A 22,894-nucleotide genomic window follows, 5' to 3' on the forward strand; every position below is an offset into this window, starting at 1 on the left:
AATCTCGAGTCCCTATGCGACACCATGCGCCACGGGCGAGCTTCGAACAGCTGTCAGCCGCGGATTCGCCCCCCATGGGAATTGCAGTGGCCGCCGGAGCCGAATTGTATTCATTTGGCCGGTGGTCCTCCGGAGTTGCCTGGTCAACCATTAAAGTTCCCCTCGCAATAGCGGCATTGCGCAACGACCGCCCACGCGCAATTGACCTGGCGACCGAAGCCATCGTCGAGTCGGATAATCCGGCGGCCGAACATTTGTGGACACAACTCGGCGCACCCCCCGACGCCGCACAAAAGGTGCGGGCTATTCTCGTCGATTCCGGTGACACCGACACGGTGGTCGAGTCCCGTCGGCTGCGCGAGGGTTTCACCCCGTTCGGGCAGACGCACTGGTCCCTGAGCCGCCAGGCGCAGTTCGCCGCCCGCTTACCCGACCTCGAGGGCGCCGACCCCGTCCTCGAGCTGATGCGAAACCTGACCCCGACCCACCGCTGGGGCCTGGCCGCCAAAGGGGCTGCCGCCAAGGGCGGTTGGGGTCCCGGCACCGACGGGAGCTACTTGGTCCGGCAATTCGCTGTCGTACCAACCTCATCCGGGCACGCCGGCGTCGCGATGGCGGCGCAGGCCGACTCCTTCGAGACAGGAATCGATGCGGTCAACGCGATGGCCGACTGGCTCGCCGGCCACCTCCCGACGCTAACCGAACAGTGACGGCACCACCGCGTCGATGAGGTGGGGACCGGGCTCGGCAAAGGCGTGACGCAACGCGTCGGCGAACTCCTCGGCGGTGGTGACGCGCCGACCGGGAACGCCCATGCCCTCGGCGATCTTCACGAAGTCCATTGTCGGCCGCGACAAATCAAGGAGGTCCAGCGCCTTCGGACCCGGAGCGGAACCGGCCCCGACGCGCTGCAGCTCCACTCGCAGGATGTCGTAGGCGCTGTTGTCGTAGAGCACGGTCGTCACGTTCAGGTTCTCCCGTGCCTGGGTCCACAACCCGGAGATGGTGTACATGGCCGAACCGTCCGACTCCAGGCAGAGTACGGGTCGGTCCGGGGCCGCCACCGCCGCGCCCACCGCCGCCGGGATGCCATAGCCAATCGCCCCGCCGGTCAGCGTCAGCCAGTCGTGGGCCGGTGACCCGGCGGTGGCCTGCGGCAGCAGCAGGCCGGACGTGTTCGACTCGTCGACGACGATCGCGCCCTGCGGCAACAGCGCCCCGATCACCCCGGCCGCGGCCGCGGACGTGAGCGCACCCGTGGGCAACTCCGGGCGCGACGCCTCCGCTACCGACGCTTCGGTCCCGGGCGCCAGTTCGTCGGCCAGCGCGATCAAAGCCTCGGCGGCACCGCTGTGTTCGGCCAGCAGGTGCACGTCGCACCCGGCCGGTACCAGGTCGCTCGGCATGCCGGGATAGGCGAAGAACGACACGGGCGATTTCGCACCGGCCAGCACCAAATGCTTGGCGCCGTCCAACTGGGCCGTGGCGGCCTCGGCGAAGTACGCGAGCCGATCGATGGCGGGCACGCCCGCGCCGCGTTCCAGTCGCGCCGGGAACGTCTCGCACAACAACCGGGCACCCGTCGCCTCCGCGATCCGCGCGGCCGCCGCCAACCCCGGCCCACGGGTCGCATCCCCGCCAACCATGATCACCGTCGGCTCCCCCGACCTCAGCACCTCCACCACCTCGACGGCCAGCGTCGGATCGGCTTCCGGCGGCCGCCCCGTCGGCGTCGCTGCGGGTTGGGCCCCGTCGGTCCACGACACGTCGGCTGGCAGGATCAGCGTCGAGATCTTCGAACCAGACCGACTGGCGGCGATGGCCTCGGCCGCGTCGGCGCCGACGGCGCCGGTGTCGGCGGTTCTGCGCATCCAGCCCGACACGGTGCCGGCGACCGCGTCGATGTCGGATTCCAGTGGGGCGTCGTACTTTTTGTGATAGGTGGCGTGGTCGCCGACGACCACCACCATCGGCACCCGGGCCCGGCGCGCGTTGTGCAGATTGGCGAGCCCGTTGCCCAGGCCGGGCCCCAGGTGCAGCAGCACCGCAGCCGGCCGGTCGGCCATGCGGGCATAGCCGTCGGCCGCCCCGGTGGCTACACCCTCGAAGAGGGTCAGCACGCCACGCATCCCCGGCACGGTGTCCAACGCGGCCACGAAATGCATCTCCGAGGTGCCGGGGTTGGCGAAGCACACGTCGACCTCGCCGTCGACCAGGGTGTTGATCAAAGCCTGAGCGCCGTTCACCTTTGTCCTCCCGTCCGAAAATAACCGGACCCAACGTCCGACCTGGCCACAACGCGCATCGGCGTTGTTATCGGCTGATGGTGCCGAAACGGACTTTACGTCTGCTTCCTGCGAGCGGTGCCGCTGCGTGCATGGCCGCGAGCGATCAGCTCGAAGCCCGCGATCCGCCGGACGACGGATCACCCGCGATGCGCGGCCACGGATCGAGACTCTCGAGCTGGGCCGCCACCGCCAATAACAACGACTCCCGGCCGGGGGGTGCCACGAGTTGCACACCGATCGGTGGCTCGGTCGGCAGCCGCCCAATCGGTACCGACATGGCTGGAAAGCCGGCGAGATCCCACGGCCCCAGGAAAGGGGTCAATCGAACCGCCGCCACCGCATTGGGAAGCCATGCTCGATCGCTCCACCGCTTCGACGGGGGCGGAAGCGTCGCGAGCATGGGGGTTATCAACACGTCGTGATGATCGAAGAATGCCCGCGCTCGGGTGATCCACTTGCGTTGTGGCCGCGCTCTGATCAGTCCTGCAGACCGTACGAGGGCTGCCGCCTGTAGGTGTCGCCGAGTACGCGGTTCGGGCCGAGCCGGAGCCGGGGCGCCGGGCCCGGGACCGGCAAGCCAACGGGCCAGCATCGCCGGAGCGATGTTTCCGTAGCGCGGTGAGTGCTGCACGACGCGATGGCCAGACTCTCGGAGCAGGTCGCCGGTCCGCACAGCGGCGGCGCGATATTCCTTCGGGATCGGGAGCGCGAACCCTGGCGGCCGTAGGGAGAGAGCGATGCGCAGCGCGCCGACCGCACCGACGGTGGCGAGTTCGGGTTTGTCCGCTAGCACCGAAAGCATCAAGGCCGCATCGGAAACGGTGGTAGCCAGCGGCCCGTGGGTGTACAGGCCCGACCATTGATCCCGGTCCGTGGCCGGAACGGTTCCCAAACCTGGTGTGAATCCGACTATTCCGCATATGGCGGCCGGTGAGCGCACAGACCCGAACGCGTCGGTGCCGTGGGCGAGGGGAACCAGGCCGGCAGCGACCGCGGCCGCGCTACCACCTGATGATCCACCTGCAGTGCAGGTGGATACCCACGGGTTCGCGACGATTGCGTCTCGGTCGTCGGTCATCGGCCACAGACACGATTGCGGCGTTCGAGTCGTTCCGATGATCACTGCTCCCGCGGCTCGGAGACGCTCGACGATGTCGCTGTCAGAATCGAATCGTCGACCGCCCGTCATGGACCACGGGAGGTGTTCGCCCCGCACGGCCGCTACTTCCTTGACCGCCACCGGCACTCCGGCAAGAGGTAGTTCCCCCAGGTCGGGGCGGCGGGCGAGCTGCGCTGCATCGCTGAGCGCCTCCTCCCGCCTGACGTGGCGAAACGCCGCCGCAGCGCGGGAATCACCGGCAATCCGTTCGAGGGCGACCGTGGTCACGTCGACGGCATCGAGTTGACCGGCGCGCACACGACGCGCCAGATCGACTGCAGTACATGGTGGGGTGGACATCGCCTTCCTCCAACAACGCTCAATCGGATACTATCGTCTATCCGATAGGGATCGATATCGTATGCAATACAGCGAGGTTACACGAATAAGATGCGTCTGCGTATCGGATAGCCAGTGATATCCTTTATCGATGCCACGAGGGCCGACCAAGCGGCGACCGAAGACCATGGCCGCCCTGCTGAGTGCAGCTCGAGATGTGTTCGCGGAGCGCGGTTTTCACGGATCAACGATCGGAGAGATCAGTGCGCGCGCGGGATTGACAACGGGCGCTTTCTACTCGAACTTCGACAGCAAGGACGCACTGTTTCTCGCGCTGTTCGATCAGCACAGCCAGGATGTCGTCGAACGGCTCAAGAACATCGTCAGCGAAGCGCTTCGCTCCGAGGATCCGATCGCCACGCTGGTTGCGGCGATGGCAGAGGGACACGAAGAGGACCCGGGCTGGTTCTTACTGTCCATGGAGTACACGCTGCATGCGATTCGTAATCCCGCAGCTGCCCGGGCGCTTGCGGATCATGACCGAAGACTACGCGGGGAACTCGTCGGGCTCCTGACGCTGCTGCTCGAAAGATCAGGACACCGGGGCAATGTCGATCTCGACATGTTGGCCCGACTGCTGGTCGCGATTCACGAGGGAAGTCTGGCGCAAAGCCTGGTGGAACGCGACACGTTGCCCGTGGGCGAACTCGAACGCGCTTATCTGGCCACTATCCTGCACTCGGTGTTCGCCAGCGATGTGTCCGTCCAACCCTCCGCACGCGCAAAACCCGGCAGACGCCGGTCCGTCCGCACGTGATGTCGGCGATCCAGCTTCGCGCCGGAGCACCGTTCACCTGTTTGCCTGCAGTCTGAATACACGTTCGGCGTTGCGGTGCAGGAAGTCATCCCGGGCCTCCTCGCTGAGCCCCAATTCGTCCAGCCCCGCCAGAGCGTGTGCGTGCGCGATCATCGGGTAGTTGGTGCCGAACAGGACCTTGCGTTGTCCCGTACCGGTTTTCATGAATCGCACCAGCTCGTCCGGCAGGCGGCGGGCGGTATATGCCGAGGTGTCGATGTGGACGTTCTCGTGCTTGCGCGCGACGGCGACCATCTCCTCGGTCCACGGATATCCAACATGCCCGCAGACGATCACCAGCTCCGGGAAGTCCAGGGCCACCTGGTCGATGTAGGGAATCGGGCGCCCGGTCTCCGAGGGCCGCAGCGGGCCGGTGTGACCGACCTGCGTGCAGAACGGCACGCCCGACTCGACACACTCGGCGAACAACGGGTAGTAGCGGCGATCGGTAGGCGGCGCATCCCACAGCCACGGCACCACCCGCAGCCCCACGAAACCGTCGGTGACACGTCGGCGCAGCTCCCGCACCGCCTCCATCGGGCGGTCGAGGTCGACGGTGGCCAGCCCGGCAAACCGCTGGGGATACAGCGCGATCCACTGCGCGACCTCGTCGTTGGAGACCAGGTCCTGCCCGAAGGGCCCGCGCCACGCGCTGAGCAGCCCGAAGTCGACGGCGGCGGCGTCCATCGCCGCCACGGTGGCCTCGATCGGGACGTCGGTGTCGGGCATGGATCCGCCGGTCCAGCGCCGCAGGGACGCCAGCATCTCGCTGCGCAGAAACCGCGCGGTCGGGTGCTGCATCCACACGTCGATCGTCATCGCAATCCGACTGTAGACGCCCGGCCCGGCTAGGCCGCAAGCGCGGCGCGGGCGGCAGCGTGCGCCTGCGCCGCATACCCGCCGCCGAACAGCACGACGTGCGCGAGCAATGGGAAAAGCTGGTGCAGGCCGATGCGGTCGCGCCAACCCGGCCGCAGCGGTGCAATGCGCTGGTACCCGGCGAGGACGTCGTCGTAGTGCGGGCAGCCGAACAGCGCCAGCATCGCCAGGTCGGTCTCGCGGTGACCGCCGTGCGCGGCCGGGTCGATCAGCGCCACCCCGTCGCGGGTCCACATGACGTTGCCGTTCCACAGGTCGCCGTGCAGCCGGGCCGGCCGATCGTCGTCGTCGAAGTCACCCACGCGGCACCGTTCGGCGACCGCGTCGGTCGCGCCGCGGGTCGCGGTGTCCAGGCGCGGCGCGGCCAGGTCGGCCATGGGGGCCAGCCGCTCGTCCGCGTAGAACTCGCCCCACCGTCCGTGCGGGCGCAGCGACATCGGCAACGGCCGCGACAGCGGCCCGAAGAACCCGGGCGCGTCCCATCCGTCGGGGCCGGCGCCGAATGCCGGCGCGCCCGCCGCGTGCGTGACGGCCAGCCGGCCGCCGAACTCGCGCGCCGCGTCCGCGGTGGGAGTGACCGAATCGAGCCGGCCCAGCGTCAGGCTGGTCGCGTCGACGGACACCACGTGTGCGCACGGCACGCCGCCTTTGACGGCCGAAAGCCATTGCAGGCCGGCGGCTTCCCAGGCGAAGTAGCCGTCGGGTGCGGCCGGGTGCTGCTTGACGAAGTCGCTCAAGCGGTTACGTGAGCGGCGTGCACGTCGTCGGCGGGCCGCGCCTCGGTCTGTTCCTTGGCCCAGCGGTAGTCGGGCTTGCCGGCCGGCGAGCGCTTCACCTCGTCGACGATCCAGAGGCTGCGCGGCACTTTGTATCCCGCGATCTCGGAGCGCACGAAGCGGTCCAGCTCCGCCAGTGTCGGCCGGGCCCCGGGGCGGGGAGCCACGACGGCGGCGACGTGCTGGCCGTAGCGCGGGTCGGGCACGCCGACCACCAGCGCGTCGAAGACGTCGGGATGGCCCTTGAGCGCCGCCTCGACCTCCTCGGGGTAGATCTTCTCGCCGCCGCTGTTGATCGACACCGAGCCGCGGCCGAGCATCGTGACGGTGCCGTCCTCCTCGACCAGTGCGTAGTCGCCGGGGATGGCGTAGCGCACGCCGTTGAAGGTCTTGAACGTCTCGGCGGTCTTCTTCTCGTCCTTGTAGTAGCCGACCGGGATGTTGCCCTTCTTGGCGATCAGGCCGCGCACGCCAGAGCCCGGCTGCACCTCGTTGCCCTCCTCGTCGAGGACGACGGTGCGGTGGTCGATGCTCACCCGCGGGCCGCCGGCATGCGGCGCATCCTTGGCGACGATGCTGGTGCCGCCGAAGCCGGTCTCCGACGAGCCGATCGAGTCGGTGATGACGCGGTTGGGCAGCAGCTCGAGGAGCTTCTCCTTGATGCTGGGCGAGAACAACGCCGCCGTGCTGGCCAGCAGGAACAGCGACGAGAGGTCGTAGTCATGGTCGGTGTCCAGCGCGTCGAGCAGCGGCCGCGCCATGGCGTCGCCGGTGAAGAACAGCAGGTTCACCTTGTGCTCGTGGATCGTGCGCCACACCTGCTCGGCGTCGAATTCCGGTGCCAGCACGGTCGTCTGGCCGGAGAAGATCGACATCCAGGTGGCCGATTGGGTGGCGCCGTGGATCATCGGCGGAATCGGGTAGCGGATCATCGGCGGGTTGGCGGCGGCCGCCCTGGCCAGGTCGTACTCGTCCTCGATGAATTGCCCTGTCGCGAAGTCGGTTCCGCCGAACAGCACGCGGTAGATGTCCTCGTGGCGCCACATGACGCCCTTGGGGAACCCCGTGGTGCCGCCCGTGTAGAGAAGGTAGATGTCGTCGGGGCTGCGTTCGCCGAGCAGGTCTTGGAAGTCGCGCTCGGGCGAGCCCTGCGCGATCGCGGAGTAGAACTCGACACCGCCGTAGCGCTGGTAGTCCTTATCGCTGCCGTCCTCGATGACCAGAACCGTCTTGACATTGGGGGTGTCCGGCAAGACATTCGCCACCCGGTCGGCGTACTGGCGCTCGTGGACCAGCGCGACCATGTCGGAGTTGTCGAACAAGTAGCGGAGCTCGCCCTCGACGTAGCGGTAGTTGACGTTGACCAGGATGGCGCCCGCCTTGACGATGCCGAGCATCGCGATCACGATCTCGATGCGGTTGCGGCAATACAGTCCGACCTTGTCGTCCTTCTTGACCCCCTGGTCGATCAGGTAGTGCGCGAGGCGGTTGGCCTTCTCCTCCAGCTCGGCGTAGGTCAACTTCTCGTCACCGCAGATCAGGGCGACACGGTCAGGCACAGCGTCGATGGCGTGCTCGGCAAGATCGGCAATATTCAGGGCCACGGCCACCAAATTAGAACGTGTTACATTTCTTGACAAGCTCGCCCCCGACGTCGACCGAAAGGTGGTAGCCGTGGCCCAGGCTCCAGCAAACGAGGAAAACGGCCCCTCTGAACCCGACGCGCTCGTCGAACATCGCGGTCACACCCTCATTGTCACGTTGAACAGGCCCCACGCCCGCAACGCGCTGAGCACCGAAATGATGGAAATCATGGTGCGGGCCTGGGATCGCGTCGACAACGATCCCGACATCCGGTGCTGCATCCTGACCGGCGCCGGTGGCTACTTCTGCGCCGGCATGGACCTCAAGGCGGCGACCAAGAAGCCGCCGGGTGAGTCGTTCAAGGACGGCAGCTACGACCCGTCGCGAATCGACGCCTTGCTCAAAGGCCGCAGACTCACAAAACCCCTCATCGCGGCAGTCGAGGGGCCCGCCATCGCCGGCGGCACCGAAATCCTGCAGGGCACCGACATCCGCGTCGCCGGGGAGAGCGCCAAGTTCGGCATCTCGGAGGCCAAGTGGAGCCTGTACCCGATGGGCGGCTCGGCGGTGCGCCTGGTGCGGCAGATCCCGTACACGGTCGCGTGCGACCTGCTGCTGACCGGCCGGCACATCACCGCGGCCGAGGCCAAGGAGATCGGCCTGATCGGGCACCTCGTGCCCGACGGCCAGGCCCTGACCAAGGCGCTCGAGATCGCCTCGTTGATCGAGAACAACGGCCCGCTGGCCGTGCAGGCGATCCTGCGCGCCATCCGTGAGACCGAGGGCATGCACGAGAACGACGCGTTCAAGATCGACACCCAGATCGGCATCAAGGTGTTCCTGTCCGACGACGCCAAGGAAGGCCCGCGCGCGTTCGCCGAGAAGCGCAAGCCCAACTTCCAGAACAAGTAGGCCCTTTCGCTGTGCGCCGAGCGTGATCTGATGGCGACTTTTCGGCCTGCCGATTTTCGGCCCTGACATCACGCTCGGCCCGGGCGCCCAATCGCCCCGTGAGACATGGCGTCGGAATACGAAGGCGACCACCATCGGACCGATCGCAGGCAATTTCGTAGCGATATCGCCCGCTACTAAGCGCTGCTCGATCTGGAATGGGTGGCACTCCGTGCTACGGCCGAGGACACGCGAGGCGGCGTTTTGGCCAGGGTCGCGGCGGCCTGGTCGCGCCGAACGTGTTCTCAGGGCGGGAAAATCGCCTAGATCCCGCCCGAACATCACGCTCGGCGAGGAGGGGGCGCCTAGCCCACCGGTGCCGTCGGCGTGAACACCACCGGCATCGACTCGAGGCCGCTGACGAAGTTCGCCGGGCGCAGGGGCAACGCCGAATCGTCGGCCGCCAGCCGCAGGTCGGGCAGCCGTTGCAGCACACGCGCCGTCATCAGCGACAATTCCAAGCGCGCCAGCTGATTACCCAGGCAGAAGTGAGTGCCGAAGCCGAAGGCCATGTGGCTGTTGGGGTTTCGGCGGATGTCGAAGCTCTCCGGCTGATCGAAGACGGCCTCGTCGAAGTTGGCCGACTCGAACAGCAGCATGATCTTCTCACCCTCGCGCAGCGAGGTCCCGTGAAAGTCCGTGTCCGCCGTCAGGGTTCGGCACATGTTCTTCACCGGCGACGTCCAGCGCAGCATCTCCTCGATGGCGCCGGGAAGCAGTGCGGGGTCATGCTGCACGGCGCCCCACTGATCGCGGTGCCGCAACAGCTGTTCCGTCCCGCCGCTGAGCGTGTGCCGCGTCGTCTCGTCCCCGCCGATCAGGATCAGCAGCGTCTCCATGACGATCTCGTCGTCGGACATCCGCTGGCCCTCCACTTCGGCGTTGACGAGGATGGAGAACAGGTCGTCGGTCGGCTCCGCGCGCCGCTTGGCGATGATGTCCATCGTGAAGGCGGTGTACGCGGCGAAGGCCTCCATCACCGTCTGGAACTCCGCCGAGGCCGGGTCGATGTGGGAGCTCAGCCCGCAGACCAGGTCGTCGGACCACTTCAGCAGCATCCCGCGTTCCTCGGGAAGCACCCCGAGCATGTCGCCGATCACCGCCATCGGCAGCGGCGCCGCGATGTCGCGGACGAAGTCGCACTCGCCCCGCTCGCACACCGCGTCGATCAGCGTGTCACACAGCCGCTCGATGGACGGCTCCTTCTCTTTCACCCGCTTGCGGGTGAAGCCGGCGTTGACGAGCTTGCGCCGCAACACGTGCGCGGGATCGTCCATGTCGATCATGTACGGCATGCCCGGCTGGTCGGGGCGGATTCCACCGGTGTTGGAGAACAGCTCAGGGTTCCGCTCGGCATCCAGGATCGCCTGATAGGTCGTCGCACCGGCCAGGCCGTTGCGGTCTCGGAACACCGGCTGATTGGCGCGCATCCACCGATACGCCTCCCGCGCCTTGCGGCCGTCGGCATAGAAGTAGCCGTCGGTCAGGTCGATGTCCAAGATCGTGTCCGGGATGGTTGACGTCATCTATCTAGCCTCCTACGAGCGGATTACAGTGACCGGCATGCCTGATTCACAACACATCATCGCCGGGACGGTCCTCACCATGCCGGTGCGGATCCGGAAGGCGGACGTCCACACCGCGATGTTCTCGGTGGATGCCCCAGCGGCACAACGACTCATCGACTACAGCGGGCTGAAGGTCTGCCAGCACCGCCCGGGCCGCGCGGTGGTCAATCTGATGCTGGCCCGCTACCTCGACGGCGACCTCGGGCAGTACCACGAATTCGGCACCTGCGTGATGGTGAATCCGCCCGGCTCGGACGCGCGCGGCCTTCGGGCTCTCGGCGCGGCCGCAGCGTTCATCCACCACCTGCCGGTCGACCAGAGCTTCACGCTGGAGGCCGGACGCACCATCTGGGGATTCCCGAAGATCATGGCCGACTTCACCATTCGCGAGAACGGGCGGTTCGGGTTCGACGTCAGCGCCGATGGTGCGCACATCGCCGGCATCGACTTCGCCCGCGGACTGCCCGTGCCGTCGATGTTCACCTCGCGCCCACAGGTGCTCAAAACCTACACCTTCGCCGAGGGCACCACCCGGGAGGTGCCCTGGGAGATGCGGGTCAGCGGCATGCGAGGACGGGTCGGCGGCGCGACGCTGCGGCTGGGCGACCACCCCTATGCCAAGGAGCTGGCGTCGCTGGGCCTGCCGAAGCGGGCGATGGTCTCCGGGTCGGTCGGTCACGTCGAGATGTCCTTCGGTGACGCCCACCCGATCGGCTGACCGGCCGATTTCGGTCATCCGGCCAATCTAGAACGTGTTCTATCCGGTGGCAAGGAGCGGTCAGATCAGCGAGGCCAGTTCGCGGACCTGCTGCGCACTGCGCCCGGAGACCACCATCGTGGTGACCCCTGCGGCTTCCCACACCTTGATCTGCTTACGCACGTAGTCCAGGTCGCCGACGATCGCGGCGTCGTCGACCACCTCGTCGGGAATGATCTCGGCGGCCTTCTCCTTCTGGTCGGACCGGAACAGCGCGGTGACCTCGTCGACCACCTCGGCATAGCCCATCCGGCGATAGACATCGGCGTGGAAGTTGGTGTCCTCCGCGCCCATGCCCCCCATGTACAGCGCCAGATACGGCTTCATGGCTGCGAAGGCGGCGGCGCGATCGTCGGTGATGACGATGTTGGCGGTCGCGCAGATCTCGAAGTCCTCGCGGCTGCGGCGCGCCCCGGGCCGGGCGAACCCCTCGTCCAGCCATTCGTTGTAGGTGTCGGCCATCCGCGGCGTGTAGAAGATCGGCAGCCACCCGTCACAGATCTCCGCGGCCAGCGCGACGTTCTTGGGGCCCTCGGCCCCCAGGAAGATCGGGATGTCGGCGCGCAACGGATGAGTGATCGGCTTGAGTGGCTTGCCGAGTCCCGTTGTACCCGTGCCGGTCAACGGCAGCGGATAGTGGGGCCCCTCGCTGGTGACCGGCTTCTCCCGTGCCCACACCTGGCGGAGGATGTCGATGTATTCGCGCGTCCGCGCCAGCGGCTTCGGGAAGCGCTGGCCGTACCAGCCCTCGACCACCTGCGGGCCGGACACCCCGAGCCCCAGAATGTGCCTGCCACCGGAGAGGTGGTCGAGTGTCAGCGCGGCCATGGCGCACGCGGTCGGCGTGCGGGCGGACAGCTGCACCACCGAGGTGCCCAGCCGCAGCCGGCGCGTCGACGATCCCCACCACGCCAGCGTCGTGTACGCGTCGGATCCCCAGGCCTCGGCGGTGAATACGGCGTCGAAGCCGGCCTCCTCCGCGGCGGTGACGAGTTCCCCGTGATTCTCGGGCGGCTGCGCGCCCCAATACCCCAGCTGCAACCCCAGCTTCATGGTCTCTGCCTTTCCCGGCCGCACCCGAACCGATGTTGAATCCGTTCTTAGAACCTGTTCTACTCGATGGCGTGACAGCCAGCTCAAGCAGCCCGACCTTGATCGATCACCGCGAGCCACCACTCTCAGCGCCGCTGACGTTGTCCTTCGACTACACCCGTTCGGTGGGACCCACACTCGGCAAGTTCTTCACCGCACTGCGGGACCGCCACGTCCTGGGCGTGCGCGGATCGGATGGCCGAGTGCATGTCCCCCCTGCGGAGTATGACCCGGTCACCTATGAGCCGCTGGGCGAGATGGTACCGGTGTCCAGCGTCGGCACGGTCGCGTCCTGGAGTTGGCAAGCCGAGCCGCTGGAGGGCCAGCCGCTGGACCGTCCGTTCGCCTGGGCCCTGATCAAGCTCGACGGCGCCGACACCCTGCTGATGCACGCCGTCGACGCCGGCAAGCCGGAGGCCATCCGCATCGGCAGCCGGGTGCACGTGCACTGGGCCGACGAGCCGGTGGGTGCGATCACCGACATCGCCTACTTCGCGCTGGGCGCGGAGGCCGAGCCGGTCGCCGAATCGTCGGGGAGCGAAAAGGATCCGGTCACGATGATCGTCACGCCGATCTCGATGACCATCCAGCACACCGCATCCCACGAGGAAAGCGCGTATCTGCGGGCCATCGCCGAGGGCAAGCTGCTGGGCGCGCGGACGGGCGAACATGGGAAGGTTTACTTCCCGCCGCATGGCGCCGACCCGGCGACCGGCCAACCCACCACCGAGTTCGTCGAGCTGCCGGACAAGGGCACGGTGACGACGTTCGCGATCATCAACATCCCCTTCCAGGGACAGCGCATCAAGCCCCCGTACGTGGCCGCCTACGTGTTGCTCGACGGGGCCGACATCCCCTTCCTGCACCTGGTGGCCGATGTCGACGCGCACGAGGTGCGAATGGGCATGCGTGTGCAGGCGGTCTGGCGGCCCCGCGAGGAGTGGGGCTTCGGCATCGACAACATCGAGTACTTCCGGCCGACCGGGGAACCCGACGCCGAGTACGACACCTACAAGCACCACCTGTAAAGGGCTTACCTGACATGAGCGCTCGCAACGTTGCGGTCGTCGGCTTTGCCCACGCCCCCCACGTACGCCGCACCGACGGCACCACCAACGGCGTCGAGATGTTGATGCCGTGCTTCGCCCAGCTCTATGAGGACCTCGGCATCACCAAGGCGGACATCGGCTTCTGGTGTTCGGGATCATCGGATTACCTTGCCGGACGCGCGTTCTCGTTCATCTCGGCGATCGACTCGATCGGCGCCGTGCCGCCGATCAACGAGTCCCATGTCGAAATGGACGCGGCCTGGGCCCTTTACGAGGCCTACATCAAGATCCTGACCGGCGAGGTCGACACCGCACTCGTCTACGGGTTCGGCAAGTCGTCGGCCGGGGTGCTGCGCCGCATCCTGTCGCGGCAGACCGATCCCTACACCGTCGCCCCGCTGTGGCCCGACTCGGTGTCGATGGCAGCGCTGCAGGCCCGCATCGGCCTCGAGGCCGACCTGTGGAGCTACGAGCAGATGGCGCGCGTGGCGCTGGACTCCTTCGCGGCCGCCAGCCGGGTGGACTCGGTGGAACCGGCGGTCAGCATCGACGACCTGCTCGACCGCCCGTTTTTCGCGGACCCGCTGCGACGTCACGACATCGCACCGATCACCGACGGCGCGGCCGCGATCGTGCTGGCCGCCGACGGCCGGGCGCGCGAGCTCCGCGACAACCCGGCCTGGATCACCGGAATCGAGCACCGCATCGAATCCCCGTCGCTGGGCGTGCGTGATCTCACCGAGTCGCCGTCGACCACGGCGGCGACCAAGGCGGCCACCGGCGGCCACATCCGCAACGTCGACGTGGCCGAGATTCACGCGCCGTTCACGCACCAGCACCTGATCGTCGCGGAGGCGATCCGGATACCCGGGGCGACGAAGGTCAACCCGTCCGGCGGTGCGCTGTCGGCCAACCCGATGTTCGTCGCCGGGCTGGAGCGCATCGGCTTCGCGGCGCAACATATTTGGAACGGATCGGCGGGACGGGTGCTCGCGCACGCGACCAGTGGGCCTGCGCTGCAACAGAACCTGGTCGCGGTGATGGAAGGGACGAACTGATGGCCGGCGCGGGCGCACACCTCGCCGCGGTACTCGGTACCGGGCAGACCAAGTATGTGGCTAAGCGCCAGGACGTTTCGATGAACGGGCTGGTGCGCGAGGCGATCGACCGGGCGCTGGCCGACTCCGGTTGCACGTTCGATGACATCGACGCCGTCGTCGTCGGCAAGGCTCCCGACTTCTTCGAGGGCGTCATGATGCCGGAGCTGTTCATGGCCGACGCGATGGGCGCGACGGGCAAGCCGCTGATCCGGGTGCACACGGCCGGCTCGGTCGGCGGATCCACCGGGGTGGTGGCCGCCAGCCTGGTGCAGTCGGGCAAGTACCGGCGCGTGCTGGCGATGGCCTGGGAGAAGCAGTCGGAGTCAAACGCCATGTGGGCGTTGTCGATTCCAATTCCGTTCATCAAGCCGGTCGGCGCCGGGGCCGGCGGCTATTTCGCCCCGCACGTGCGCTCCTACATCCGCCGGTCGGGCGCACCGTTGAACATCGGCGCGATGGTCGCGGTCAAGGACCGGCTCAACGGCGCCCGCAATCCCCTGGCCCACCTGCACCAGCCCGACATCACCCTGGAGAAGGTGATGGAGTCGCCCATGCTGTGGGACCCGATCCGGTACGACGAGACCTGCCCGTCTTCCGACGGCGCCGCCGCGGTCGTCATCGGCGATGAGGAGAGCGCTGAAGCCCGTCTGGCGGCAGGAAATCCGGTGGCGTGGATCCACGCCACCGCGCTGCGCACCGAACCGCTGCAGTTCTCCGGACGCGACCAGGTCAGCCCTCAGGCCGGCCGGGACGCGGCCGCCGCGCTGTGGAAGGCGGCCGGCATCAAGAGTCCCATCGACGAGATCGACGCCGCCGAGATCTACGTGCCGTTCTCCTGGTTCGAGCCGATGTGGCTGGAGAACCTGGGCTTTGCGGCCGAGGGCGAGGGCTGGAAGCTCACCGAGGCGGGCGAGACCAAGATCGGTGGACGGCTGCCGGTGAACCCGTCCGGCGGGGTGCTGTCGTCGAACCCGATCGGTGCGTCCGGGCTGATTCGCTTCGCGGAGGCCGCGATCCAGGTGATGGGCAAGGGCGGCGATCACCAGGTTCCCGGCGCTCGAAAGGCGTTGGGCCACGCTTACGGAGGCGGCTCGCAGTACTACTCCATGTGGGTGGTCGGGGCGGACAAGCCCACGCCCGAAAAGGTCGGCGCGTGAGCGAGCACCCGGCGCACGAGGCCGGCCGCCGGTCGCGGGAGGCCGTGATGGCCCGCGACAAGGAGGCGTGGCTGGCGGTGTTCACCGACGACGCCGTCGTCGAGGACCCCATCGGGCCATCGGCGTTCGACCCGGAGGGCAAGGGTCACCGGGGCCGCGATGCGATCTCGGCCTTCTGGGACAAGGCGATCGCCCCCACCACCCGGATCGAGTTCGTCTTCCGCGACACCTACCAGTGCGGCAACGAGGAAGCCAACGTGGGCCACATCCTCATCACGACGGGCGACTACCAGGTCACGGCGGAGGGCGTCTTCACCTACAAGGCGAACGACGCCGGCGAGCTGGTCGCCCTGCGCGCCTACTGGGAGATGGACCGCGCGGCCGCGAGCCCGCGGCAGGTCTGACGCACCGGCCCCGGCGGTGATACCGCTGGGGCGTCCGGTTTCAGATCGGCTCCAGGCCGGCGATGTGGCGCTGCGCCAGGTCGCGGTACGCCTGCGGATTGAGGTTGATCCACATCTCCGCGCCGGTTCCGGCGACGGGCCCCTTCACCTGGGCCGGCGCGCCCACCGCCAGCATGCCGGCCGGAATCTGCGTGCCGGCGGTCACCAGCGAGTGTGCCGCGATCAAGCTGCGCGCGCCGATCACCGCACCGTCGAGAACCGTTGCGTGGTTCGCGATGAGGGCCTCCGGACCGACGTGGACGCCGTGGATGACACACAGGTGCGCTACCGTCGCGCCGGGGCCGATGTCGACCGGGATGCCGGGCGGCGCGTGCAACAGCGACCCGTCCTGGACGTTGGCGCCCTCGCGCACCACGATGGGCCCGTAATCACCGCGCAGCACGGCGTTGAACCAGACGGACGCACCCGCCTCGACGGTGACGTCACCGATCAGAGTGGCGGTCGGGGCGACGAACGCGCCGGGGTCCACCCGCGGCGATCGACCCTCGAAAGAAAACAGCGGCATCGCTTAGATATACCCGCAGCCGGCATTTGACGTGGCCAGACCCGCCGTCGTTGCGCCGTTGCCACCCAAAACTGTAACGTGTTCTAGTTAGAGACGACTTGGAGGTGACTGGTGAGTACCGACACCAAGGCGGTCGGCATCCGGGAGATCGATCCCGGCGCATTGCCGACCAGGTATGCCCGGGGCTGGCACTGCCTGGGCGTCGCGAAAGACTTCCAGGACGGCAAACCGCACGCCGTGCAGGCGTTCGGCACCAAGCTCGTGGTCTTCGCCGATTCCGAGGGCGAGCTGAAAGTGCTGGACGCCTACTGCCGGCACATGGGCGGTGACCTGTCGGAGGGCACCATCAAGGGCGACGAGGTCGCGTGCCCGTTCCACGACTGGCGGTGGGGCGGCGACGGGCGCTGCAAGCTGGTGCCGTACGCCAAGCGCACACCCAAGACGGCGCGCACCCGGGCGTGGGCGACCGACGTCCGCGGCGGCCTGCTGTTTGTCTGGCACGACCACGAGGGCAACCCGCCGGACCCCGCGGTCCAGATCCCCGACATTCCCGAGGCGCACAGCGACGAGTGGACCGAATGGCGCTGGAACCGCATCCTCATCGAGGGCTCCAACTGCCGCGACATCATCGACAACGTCACCGACATGGCGCACTTCTTTTACATCCATTTCGGGCTGCCGACGTACTTCAAGAACGTCTTCGAGGGCCACATCGCCTCGCAGTACCTGCACAACGTCGGCCGGCCCGACGTCAACGACCTGGGGACCTCCTACGGCGAGGCCCATCTGGATTCCGAGGCGTCCTACTTCGGGCCATCGTTCATGATCAACTGGCTGCACAACAGCTACGGCGGCTACAAGGCCGAGTCGATCCTGATCAACTGCCACTACCCGGTCACCCAGAACTCCTTCGTGCTGCAGTGGGGCGTCATCGTCGAAAAGCCCAAGGGCATGGACGAAGCGATGACCGACAAGCTGTCTCGCGTGTTCACCGAAGGCGTCAGCAAGGGCTTCCTGCAGGACGTCGAGATCTGGAAGCACAAGACCCGGATCGACAACCCGCTGCTGGTCGAGGAGGACGGCGCCGTCTACCAGCTGCGCCGCTGGTATCAACAGTTCTACGTCGACGTCGCCGACATCGAGCCGGAAATGGTGGAGCGCTTCGAGATCGAGGTGGACACCACCCGCGCCAACGAGTACTGGAACGCCGAGGTGGCGGAGAACCTGAAGGCCAGGGATTCCGAAGACGTCCCCGCGGAGCAACACTGACGCCCATGCCCGACGATCAGCCGGCAGTTCCCGACGTCGATCGGCTCGCCCGGTCGATGCTGTTGCTGCACGGCGATCAGCACGACCACGACGAGCGACCGGCCAGTTCGGAGCGCAGTGGCGGATCGTGGTCGAAGTCAAGGGATTTCAGCAATGACCCGCAGCGTGCCGCGGCCGTCGCCGAGGCCAGCCGCGCCGACCGCGAGCGCTACCTCAGCTCCGGGCTGATGCCGGTGGATTGCCGCTTCTGCCATGTCACGGTCACTGTGCGCAGGCTCGGCCCGGGCCACACCGCGGTGCAGTGGAACACCGAAGCGTGGCAGCGCTGCGCGCACTTCACCGAGATCCGCAATTCCGGTGGTGATACCGCGCGCACCCGGTCGTGCCCCAGATTGAGCGACAGCATCGAGCATGCGGTCGCCGAAGGCTGTCTCAGCCAGCCGGGTCCCGAGGACGACTGATCTACAGCCCGGCGAATCGCTCCTTGACCTGGTCGACGGTCAGCCCGTAATCGGCCAGCGAGTAACGGTGTTTCGGCGCCCGTTCGCCGGACTGGCTGTCGGCGTGTGTCTTTTCCATCGCCGCCCGCGCCTCGTCGGTCAGCGTCAGGCCGAAGTGGCGGTAGATGTCGGACACCGTGCCCAGCGGGTCGGCGATGAGCTCGCGATACTCGACATCGTAGAACTGGGCCGGGTCGTAATTGGCACGCGCGGTGTTGAAGCGCTCCAATCCGCGTGACCACGTTTCCATGGAGTCGGCGCCGATCTGGGCGCCGACGTACGTCGTGGACCAGCCCTCCGCGGTGTGCTGGGCGAGCGAGCACATCGAGGCCATGATCGTCTCGACCGGGCGATGGGTCTGAATGACCAACGCGTCGGGATAGGTCGCCATGAGCGCGTCCAGCGCGAACAGATGGCTGGGATTCTTCAGCACCCACCGCTTGTCGGCGTCGTTGAGTCCGATCAGCTGAAGGTTCTTGCGGTGCCGGCGATACGACGGCGTCCAGTCCTGCTGGGACAGCCATTTGGCGTAAGTCGGCAGGTGCGCCAGCGTCTCGTAGGACACCGAGTGCAGCGACTGTCGCAGCAGCTGCCAGCACTCCTCCAGCTCGTATGCGGCCATGAAATGCAGGCCGGTGTAATCCGGGTTCTCCCGGTGATGCCGCTCGAATTGTTCATTGAGCTGGCTGTAGAACGGGTTGGATTCCCACGTGTCGCGCGGCGGCCGCGGTTGCGGGAACTCGGCCAGCCACAGGTGCAGGCCCTGATGCGCGGGGTCGGCGCCGAGCAGCCGGTGCAGCGCCGTGGTGCCGGTGCGCACCAGCCCGGTGACGAAGATCGGCCGTTCGATGACGACGTCGGCGTGCTGGGGGTACTGCTTCCAGGCGGATTCGGACAGCAGCCGGGCCACCAGCGCGCCGCGCAAAAAGAAGCGGTTCATCTTGCTCCCCAACACCGTAAGTCCCGCTTCACGGCGGTAGGAGTCGAGCAGCACCTCGAGCGCTTCGAGGTAGCCGTCGTCGTCGGTACCGAAATCGTCGAGCCCGACCAGCTTGGTGGCCGATGCGCGCAGCTCGTCAACCGTCCCGACATCGGTGCGATCGGTCGTCATCAGAGGTGGTACTCCCCGCAGTTGACGTCCAGGGTCTGCCCGGTGATGCCGCTGGACAGATCGCTGGCCAGGAACAGGATTGCCGAGGCAACCTCGTCTTCGGTCGGCAGGCGCTTGAGGTCGGAATTCGCCGCCGTGGCCTGGTAGATCTGGTCCACCGTGGTACCGTACTTGCCGGCCTGATGCTCGAAGTAGGCCTGCAGGGTGTCACCCCAGATATACCCGGGCGCAACGGAATTCACCCGAATGCCCTTGTCGCCCAGCTCGGTGGCCAGCGATTGGGACATGGCCAGTAGCGCCGACTTGGCCATCTTGTACGCGCCGTATTTGGCCTGCGAATGGCGCAGCACCATGGAGTTGACGTTGACGACCGAGCCGTGCGACGCCTCCAGCGCAGGGGTGAAGGCCTGGATGAGGCGCAGCGCGCCGAGTGCGCTCAGCTCGATGGCGTCGCGAATGTGCTGAAAACTGGTCGCTGCCAACGGTTTCATCGACGGCACCCGGAACGCGTTGTTGATCAGCACGTCGACCTTGCCGTAGGTGGCCATGGTGGTTTCGGCGAGGTAGGCCACCTCGTCGTCGTCGGTGATGTCCGCGCGCACCGCCAGCGCCTTGTGCCCGCCGTCGTTGATCTGCTTGGCGAGCTCCTCGAGCCGTTCGACCGTGCGGGCCGCCAGGACCAGGTCTGCGCCGGCGCTCGCGCAGCGGTGCGCCAGTGTCGTGCCCAGCCCCGGGCCGACACCGCTGATGACGACTACCTTTTGTTCGAGCATGTCTGACATCGTCACCCCAGCATCCTGGCCGCAATTTGTTGTTGGCGCAACGCAATTCGCGCGCGCCACTGGTCCTCGGAGATCTTATTGTGGTCGAAGTACGGCAGCTTGGTCGGTATCGCGTCGAAGTCGACCAGTTCGACGGTCGGCCCGTCGGCGTCGGTGAGCTGGCGTGCCACCCGCTGCCACCGGAACTGCAGGAATCCGCGCCGATGCCCGAGGGTTTCCACCCAGTTGGTCACCCCCGGATTCTGGTCGGCGACCACGATTCTGACCATGCCGTCCGGGTCTTGTTGCGCCTGAGTGTTGTTCAGCGACGTTTGGTGGTTGATGTAATCCAGAGAGATGTACCACATGCTGCCCAGCTGGAAGCCCAGGTACGGCGCGTCGGAGGCGGGAACAGTGATCACCAGGGCTTGATCGGTCCGCAGGTCGAAGTGCCCCACCGACGAATACTGGGTCGCCAGGCCACCCGGAGTCAGCCGGGGCGCGACCATGGTGTTGACAGGGATATCTAGATAGAACCACTGCGGGAACTGCAGCCATGTCTTCACCCGGTTGACGAGCTGCTTTCCGGCTGTGGCGTAACGCTTCTCGATCAGTTCGCGGGTCAGCGGCGGCGGCGCCGTACCGGCGGTGTCCAGCCGGGAGATCGTGAGCGTCCCGCGCTGCGCCGACCAGTCGCCATACACCTCGCGGATCACCAGCTGGCCGGGGCTGTTCGGTCGCACCCGCCACTCGAAGCCGCCGTCCTCGCCTATCTCGAGCTCGCGGTCGTCGAACGCCGCCTGGCTGGCGGGCACGTTGTCGTCGGTGTATTCGCCGCCCAGCAGTTGAAAGCTCAGATCGGTCGTGGTGCCACGCCTACCGGTGACCACATAGTCCCGATTGGCGTGCACCCGGGTACCGAAGTAGAGGGTATCGGGGTTGTCGAGACCCATTTTGGTGAATGGCCCGGTCCCAGACTGCAGGAAGGGATGGTCACGGTCGTAATCGAAGGCCAGATGCATGCACCCGGCGACGCAGCCCGCCAGGTACTGCAGCCCTTCGAGCAGGTCTGCTTCGGTCTCGATGAACGGCGCGGCAGCGACGAGCTGCTCGGCCTCGGCGATGGCGGCCACGAGGGGATCGGAGAACACGCCTAGACGCTAGAACGTGTTCTACTTTTTCGTCAACAACGAGCGTTTCCGCGCGTCGGCTATGGCGTGTGGGAACGACGCCAACTCGCTAGGGCGCGCATTGCTGCGATAGGTCGATGAGATGCTGCCGCACGTCGGGGTGCCGGTTCAGGTAGTCGATGACGTTGCTGCCGCCGCCTTCCGCTTGGGACTTCGACTGCAGCTGCTGCTTGATGTCCGGATGCCGCGTCAGGTACGAGTCGATGGATTGACCCACGGTTTGGCTCTGATCGCACTGGGGAGCCGCGTTGGCCACCGGCAGCGCGACCACCGCCGAGGCGGCGACGCTCAGCAGACCGCCGGCGAGGACGCCGTACAGCCCGCGGCGACAAGGGTCGGCAATTGTCACGGTCATGGGATCGAGATTACCCGCGTTAGCCGATGACCCGCCGGGCGACGAAGCGCCTACTGGACCCGGCGTTGCGGTTCCGGCATCTCGTCCGACGGCAGGGCGAGGGCCACCCTTTCGCCTTCCGCCTGCTCCCGGCTTTGCGCGGCGCGGGCCTCCCTCGGAGACTCTGCGGCCGCCGGTGCGGCCGAAGTCGACGTGGCGGTGAGTGGCGTCGCCGCGGCCGGGACGGCCTCCGCGATTTCGGTGACCTCCGCGACCGTGGCCTCGTCGACCGCCGCCGCAGCCGGCGCCTCCACCTCGGGGACCGGCGGCGCCGGGGCCTGGGCCGCCGGGGCCGCGCCGTCCGACGACGACGACCGGGTGGCGGCCGCGGCCATCACGGCCGACATACCCGCGGCCCCGATGAGGCCGGGGCTTCCGCCCATGCCGGTGACCGGGCCTACGCTCCCACCGGGGAGCGGGCCGGTGGGGGCGGCGGCTGTCACGCCTCCGGCAGCGCCGGTGGTGTCCATGGCGGGGGCGGGGCCTGCGGTGCTGATGGCGGCACCGCTAGCCGCGGCCCCACCGTAGCCGCCGACGTTCCCCTGGGTCGGCGCGGCGGCGCCGCCACCGCCGCCGCCAGCACTGCCGGTACCGGTGGCGGCAGCGACCGCGTTGGCGTTGGCCCCGCCGCCCACGGCCGGCATCCCCGGCATCATCGGCAGGGCCGGCAGGCTGGCCTGCCCCGAGAGAAGTTCTCCGGCCGCGGCCGACGCCCCGCCGTGGTAACCGATCATCGCGGCCACGTCTTGAGCCCACATCTCCGCATAGTTGAACTCGGTAGCCGCGATCGCGGGCCAGTTCTGACCGAAGAGATTGGACATCACCAACTGGAAGAGGCCGTTGCGGTTAGCCTCGACCTCCAGGGGATGCACCGTGGCCGCCAGGGCGGACTCGAACGCACTGGCCACCGCCGTGGCCTGCGACGCCGCACCGGCCGCCTGGGCCGCGGCCGCGCTCAACCACCCGGCGTACGGAGCGGCGGCCGCGGCCATCGCCTGTGCGGCGGCGCCCTGCCACGCCTGGCCGGCCAGCGTCGACGTCACGGAGGTGAACGACTGTGCCGCGGTCGCCAGCTCGGAGGCCAATCCGTTCCAAGCGGCCGCCGCCTCCAGCATCGGGCCAACACCGGCGCCCGAGTACATCAGCAGCGAGTTGATCTCCGGCGGCAACGTCAAAAAACTCATCGGTTCCCCCAGGCGGCTTCA

General features: G+C 67.5%; 23 protein-coding genes and 1 pseudogene. 11 read left to right on the forward strand and 13 right to left on the reverse strand.

All coding sequences use genetic code 11. The features are described 5' to 3' along the window. Positions 1-14: 14 nt before the first annotated feature. Positions 15-710, forward strand: coding sequence for a serine hydrolase family protein (locus tag G6N56_RS14155; RefSeq protein ID WP_085255379.1), 696 nt, complete (start codon positions 15-17; stop codon positions 708-710). On the opposite strand, the gene G6N56_RS14160 is transcribed toward G6N56_RS14155, so the two are convergent. Together G6N56_RS14160 and G6N56_RS29805 are read right to left on the reverse strand one after the other, a co-directional pair. Beyond that, complete coding sequence (locus G6N56_RS14160) at positions 696-2,246, reverse strand: acetolactate synthase large subunit (RefSeq protein ID WP_085255378.1); 1,551 nt, start codon at positions 2,244-2,246, stop codon at positions 696-698. The genes G6N56_RS14155 and G6N56_RS14160 overlap by 15 nt on opposite strands. 145 nt (positions 2,247-2,391) lie before the next feature. Continuing rightward, positions 2,392-3,747 (reverse strand): amidase, encoded by a 1,356-nt coding sequence (locus G6N56_RS29805; RefSeq protein ID WP_085255377.1) that lies wholly within the window; start codon positions 3,745-3,747, stop codon positions 2,392-2,394. Between the two features lie 166 nt (positions 3,748-3,913). Between G6N56_RS29805 and G6N56_RS14170 the strand changes: the two genes are divergently transcribed. Beyond that, the gene (locus G6N56_RS14170) at positions 3,914-4,543 is read left to right on the forward strand and encodes a TetR/AcrR family transcriptional regulator (RefSeq protein WP_197746628.1); all 630 of its coding nucleotides are present in this window, start codon (positions 3,914-3,916) and stop codon (positions 4,541-4,543) included. Between the two features lie 33 nt (positions 4,544-4,576). On the opposite strand, the gene G6N56_RS14175 is transcribed toward G6N56_RS14170, so the two are convergent. The 3 genes from G6N56_RS14175 to G6N56_RS14185 are packed head-to-tail and all read right to left on the reverse strand — an operon-like array spanning position 4,577 to position 7,847. Further along, the gene (locus G6N56_RS14175) at positions 4,577-5,401 is read right to left on the reverse strand and encodes an amidohydrolase family protein (protein WP_085255375.1); all 825 of its coding nucleotides are present in this window, start codon (positions 5,399-5,401) and stop codon (positions 4,577-4,579) included. Positions 5,402-5,430: 29 nt separating this feature from the next. Next, positions 5,431-6,198 (reverse strand): fructosamine kinase family protein, encoded by a 768-nt coding sequence (locus G6N56_RS14180; RefSeq protein ID WP_085255374.1) that lies wholly within the window; start codon positions 6,196-6,198, stop codon positions 5,431-5,433. Further along, complete coding sequence (locus G6N56_RS14185) at positions 6,195-7,847, reverse strand: acyl-CoA synthetase (RefSeq protein WP_085255373.1); 1,653 nt, start codon at positions 7,845-7,847, stop codon at positions 6,195-6,197. The genes G6N56_RS14180 and G6N56_RS14185 overlap by 4 nt, the downstream gene beginning before the upstream one ends. Before the next feature lie 64 nt (positions 7,848-7,911). On the opposite strand from G6N56_RS14185, the gene G6N56_RS14190 reads away from it, so the two are divergent. Beyond that, positions 7,912-8,733: a crotonase/enoyl-CoA hydratase family protein gene (locus G6N56_RS14190; protein ID WP_085255372.1), complete on the forward strand. Its 822-nt coding sequence runs from the start codon at positions 7,912-7,914 to the stop codon at positions 8,731-8,733. 114 nt (positions 8,734-8,847) lie between these two features. Continuing rightward, positions 8,848-9,039, forward strand: a pseudogene (locus G6N56_RS29615) (hypothetical protein); the annotation flags it as partial. A 38-nt stretch (positions 9,040-9,077) separates the two neighbouring features. On the opposite strand, the gene G6N56_RS14195 reads toward G6N56_RS29615, so the two are convergent. Then, on the reverse strand, positions 9,078-10,298 hold the full coding sequence (locus tag G6N56_RS14195; protein WP_085255371.1) for a cytochrome P450: 1,221 nt from the start codon (positions 10,296-10,298) through the stop codon (positions 9,078-9,080). Between the two features lie 37 nt (positions 10,299-10,335). On the opposite strand from G6N56_RS14195, the gene G6N56_RS14200 reads away from it, so the two are divergent. Next, complete coding sequence (locus G6N56_RS14200; protein WP_085255415.1) at positions 10,336-11,058, forward strand: acetoacetate decarboxylase family protein; 723 nt, start codon at positions 10,336-10,338, stop codon at positions 11,056-11,058. Between the two features lie 60 nt (positions 11,059-11,118). Here the strand turns inward: G6N56_RS14200 and G6N56_RS14205 are convergent, their stop codons facing one another. After that, positions 11,119-12,150 carry an LLM class F420-dependent oxidoreductase gene (locus G6N56_RS14205; protein WP_085255370.1) on the reverse strand — a complete coding sequence of 344 codons (1,032 nt, stop codon included), beginning with the start codon at positions 12,148-12,150 and terminating at the stop codon, positions 11,119-11,121. Between the two features lie 71 nt (positions 12,151-12,221). Between G6N56_RS14205 and G6N56_RS14210 the strand changes: the two genes are divergently transcribed. The 4 genes from G6N56_RS14210 to G6N56_RS14225 are packed head-to-tail and all read left to right on the forward strand — an operon-like array spanning position 12,222 to position 15,899. Then, positions 12,222-13,217: a Zn-ribbon domain-containing OB-fold protein gene (locus tag G6N56_RS14210; RefSeq protein ID WP_085255369.1), complete on the forward strand. Its 996-nt coding sequence runs from the start codon at positions 12,222-12,224 to the stop codon at positions 13,215-13,217. 14 nt (positions 13,218-13,231) lie between these two features. Next, positions 13,232-14,296: a thiolase family protein gene (locus G6N56_RS14215; protein WP_085255368.1), complete on the forward strand. Its 1,065-nt coding sequence runs from the start codon at positions 13,232-13,234 to the stop codon at positions 14,294-14,296. Continuing rightward, positions 14,296-15,495: a thiolase family protein gene (locus G6N56_RS14220; RefSeq protein ID WP_085255367.1), complete on the forward strand. Its 1,200-nt coding sequence runs from the start codon at positions 14,296-14,298 to the stop codon at positions 15,493-15,495. Before G6N56_RS14215 ends, G6N56_RS14220 begins: the two co-directional genes overlap by 1 nt. After that, complete coding sequence (locus G6N56_RS14225; RefSeq protein ID WP_085255366.1) at positions 15,492-15,899, forward strand: nuclear transport factor 2 family protein; 408 nt, start codon at positions 15,492-15,494, stop codon at positions 15,897-15,899. The genes G6N56_RS14220 and G6N56_RS14225 overlap by 4 nt, the downstream gene beginning before the upstream one ends. A gap of 40 nt (positions 15,900-15,939) precedes the next feature. On the opposite strand, the gene G6N56_RS14230 is transcribed toward G6N56_RS14225, so the two are convergent. Further along, positions 15,940-16,464, reverse strand: a complete 525-nt coding sequence (locus tag G6N56_RS14230) for a gamma carbonic anhydrase family protein (protein ID WP_085255365.1) — start codon at positions 16,462-16,464, stop codon at positions 15,940-15,942. A gap of 111 nt (positions 16,465-16,575) precedes the next feature. Between G6N56_RS14230 and G6N56_RS14235 the strand changes: the two genes are divergently transcribed. Further along, positions 16,576-17,733, forward strand: coding sequence for a 3-ketosteroid-9-alpha-monooxygenase, oxygenase component (locus G6N56_RS14235; RefSeq protein ID WP_085255364.1), 1,158 nt, complete (start codon positions 16,576-16,578; stop codon positions 17,731-17,733). A gap of 5 nt (positions 17,734-17,738) precedes the next feature. Next, positions 17,739-18,194, forward strand: a complete 456-nt coding sequence (locus G6N56_RS14240) for a hypothetical protein (protein ID WP_085255363.1) — start codon at positions 17,739-17,741, stop codon at positions 18,192-18,194. A gap of 1 nt (position 18,195) precedes the next feature. Here the strand turns inward: G6N56_RS14240 and G6N56_RS14245 are convergent, their stop codons facing one another. From G6N56_RS14245 to G6N56_RS29120, 5 genes are all read right to left on the reverse strand, one after another. After that, the gene (locus G6N56_RS14245; RefSeq protein ID WP_085255362.1) at positions 18,196-19,344 is read right to left on the reverse strand and encodes a sulfotransferase family protein; all 1,149 of its coding nucleotides are present in this window, start codon (positions 19,342-19,344) and stop codon (positions 18,196-18,198) included. After that, entirely contained in the window at positions 19,344-20,126 is a 783-nt protein-coding gene (locus tag G6N56_RS14250; RefSeq protein ID WP_085255361.1) for an SDR family oxidoreductase, read from the reverse strand. The genes G6N56_RS14245 and G6N56_RS14250 overlap by 1 nt, the downstream gene beginning before the upstream one ends. 2 nt (positions 20,127-20,128) lie before the next feature. After that, positions 20,129-21,256: a hypothetical protein gene (locus G6N56_RS14255; RefSeq protein WP_085255360.1), complete on the reverse strand. Its 1,128-nt coding sequence runs from the start codon at positions 21,254-21,256 to the stop codon at positions 20,129-20,131. An 88-nt stretch (positions 21,257-21,344) separates the two neighbouring features. Further along, complete coding sequence (locus G6N56_RS14260) at positions 21,345-21,650, reverse strand: hypothetical protein (RefSeq protein WP_085255359.1); 306 nt, start codon at positions 21,648-21,650, stop codon at positions 21,345-21,347. A gap of 50 nt (positions 21,651-21,700) precedes the next feature. Further along, positions 21,701-22,873: a PPE family protein gene (locus G6N56_RS29120; protein WP_085255358.1), complete on the reverse strand. Its 1,173-nt coding sequence runs from the start codon at positions 22,871-22,873 to the stop codon at positions 21,701-21,703. Positions 22,874-22,894 lie beyond the last annotated feature (21 nt).

This window comes from Mycobacterium saskatchewanense (assembly GCF_010729105.1).
In the GTDB taxonomy this organism is placed as follows: Bacteria; Actinomycetota; Actinomycetes; order Mycobacteriales; family Mycobacteriaceae; genus Mycobacterium; species Mycobacterium saskatchewanense.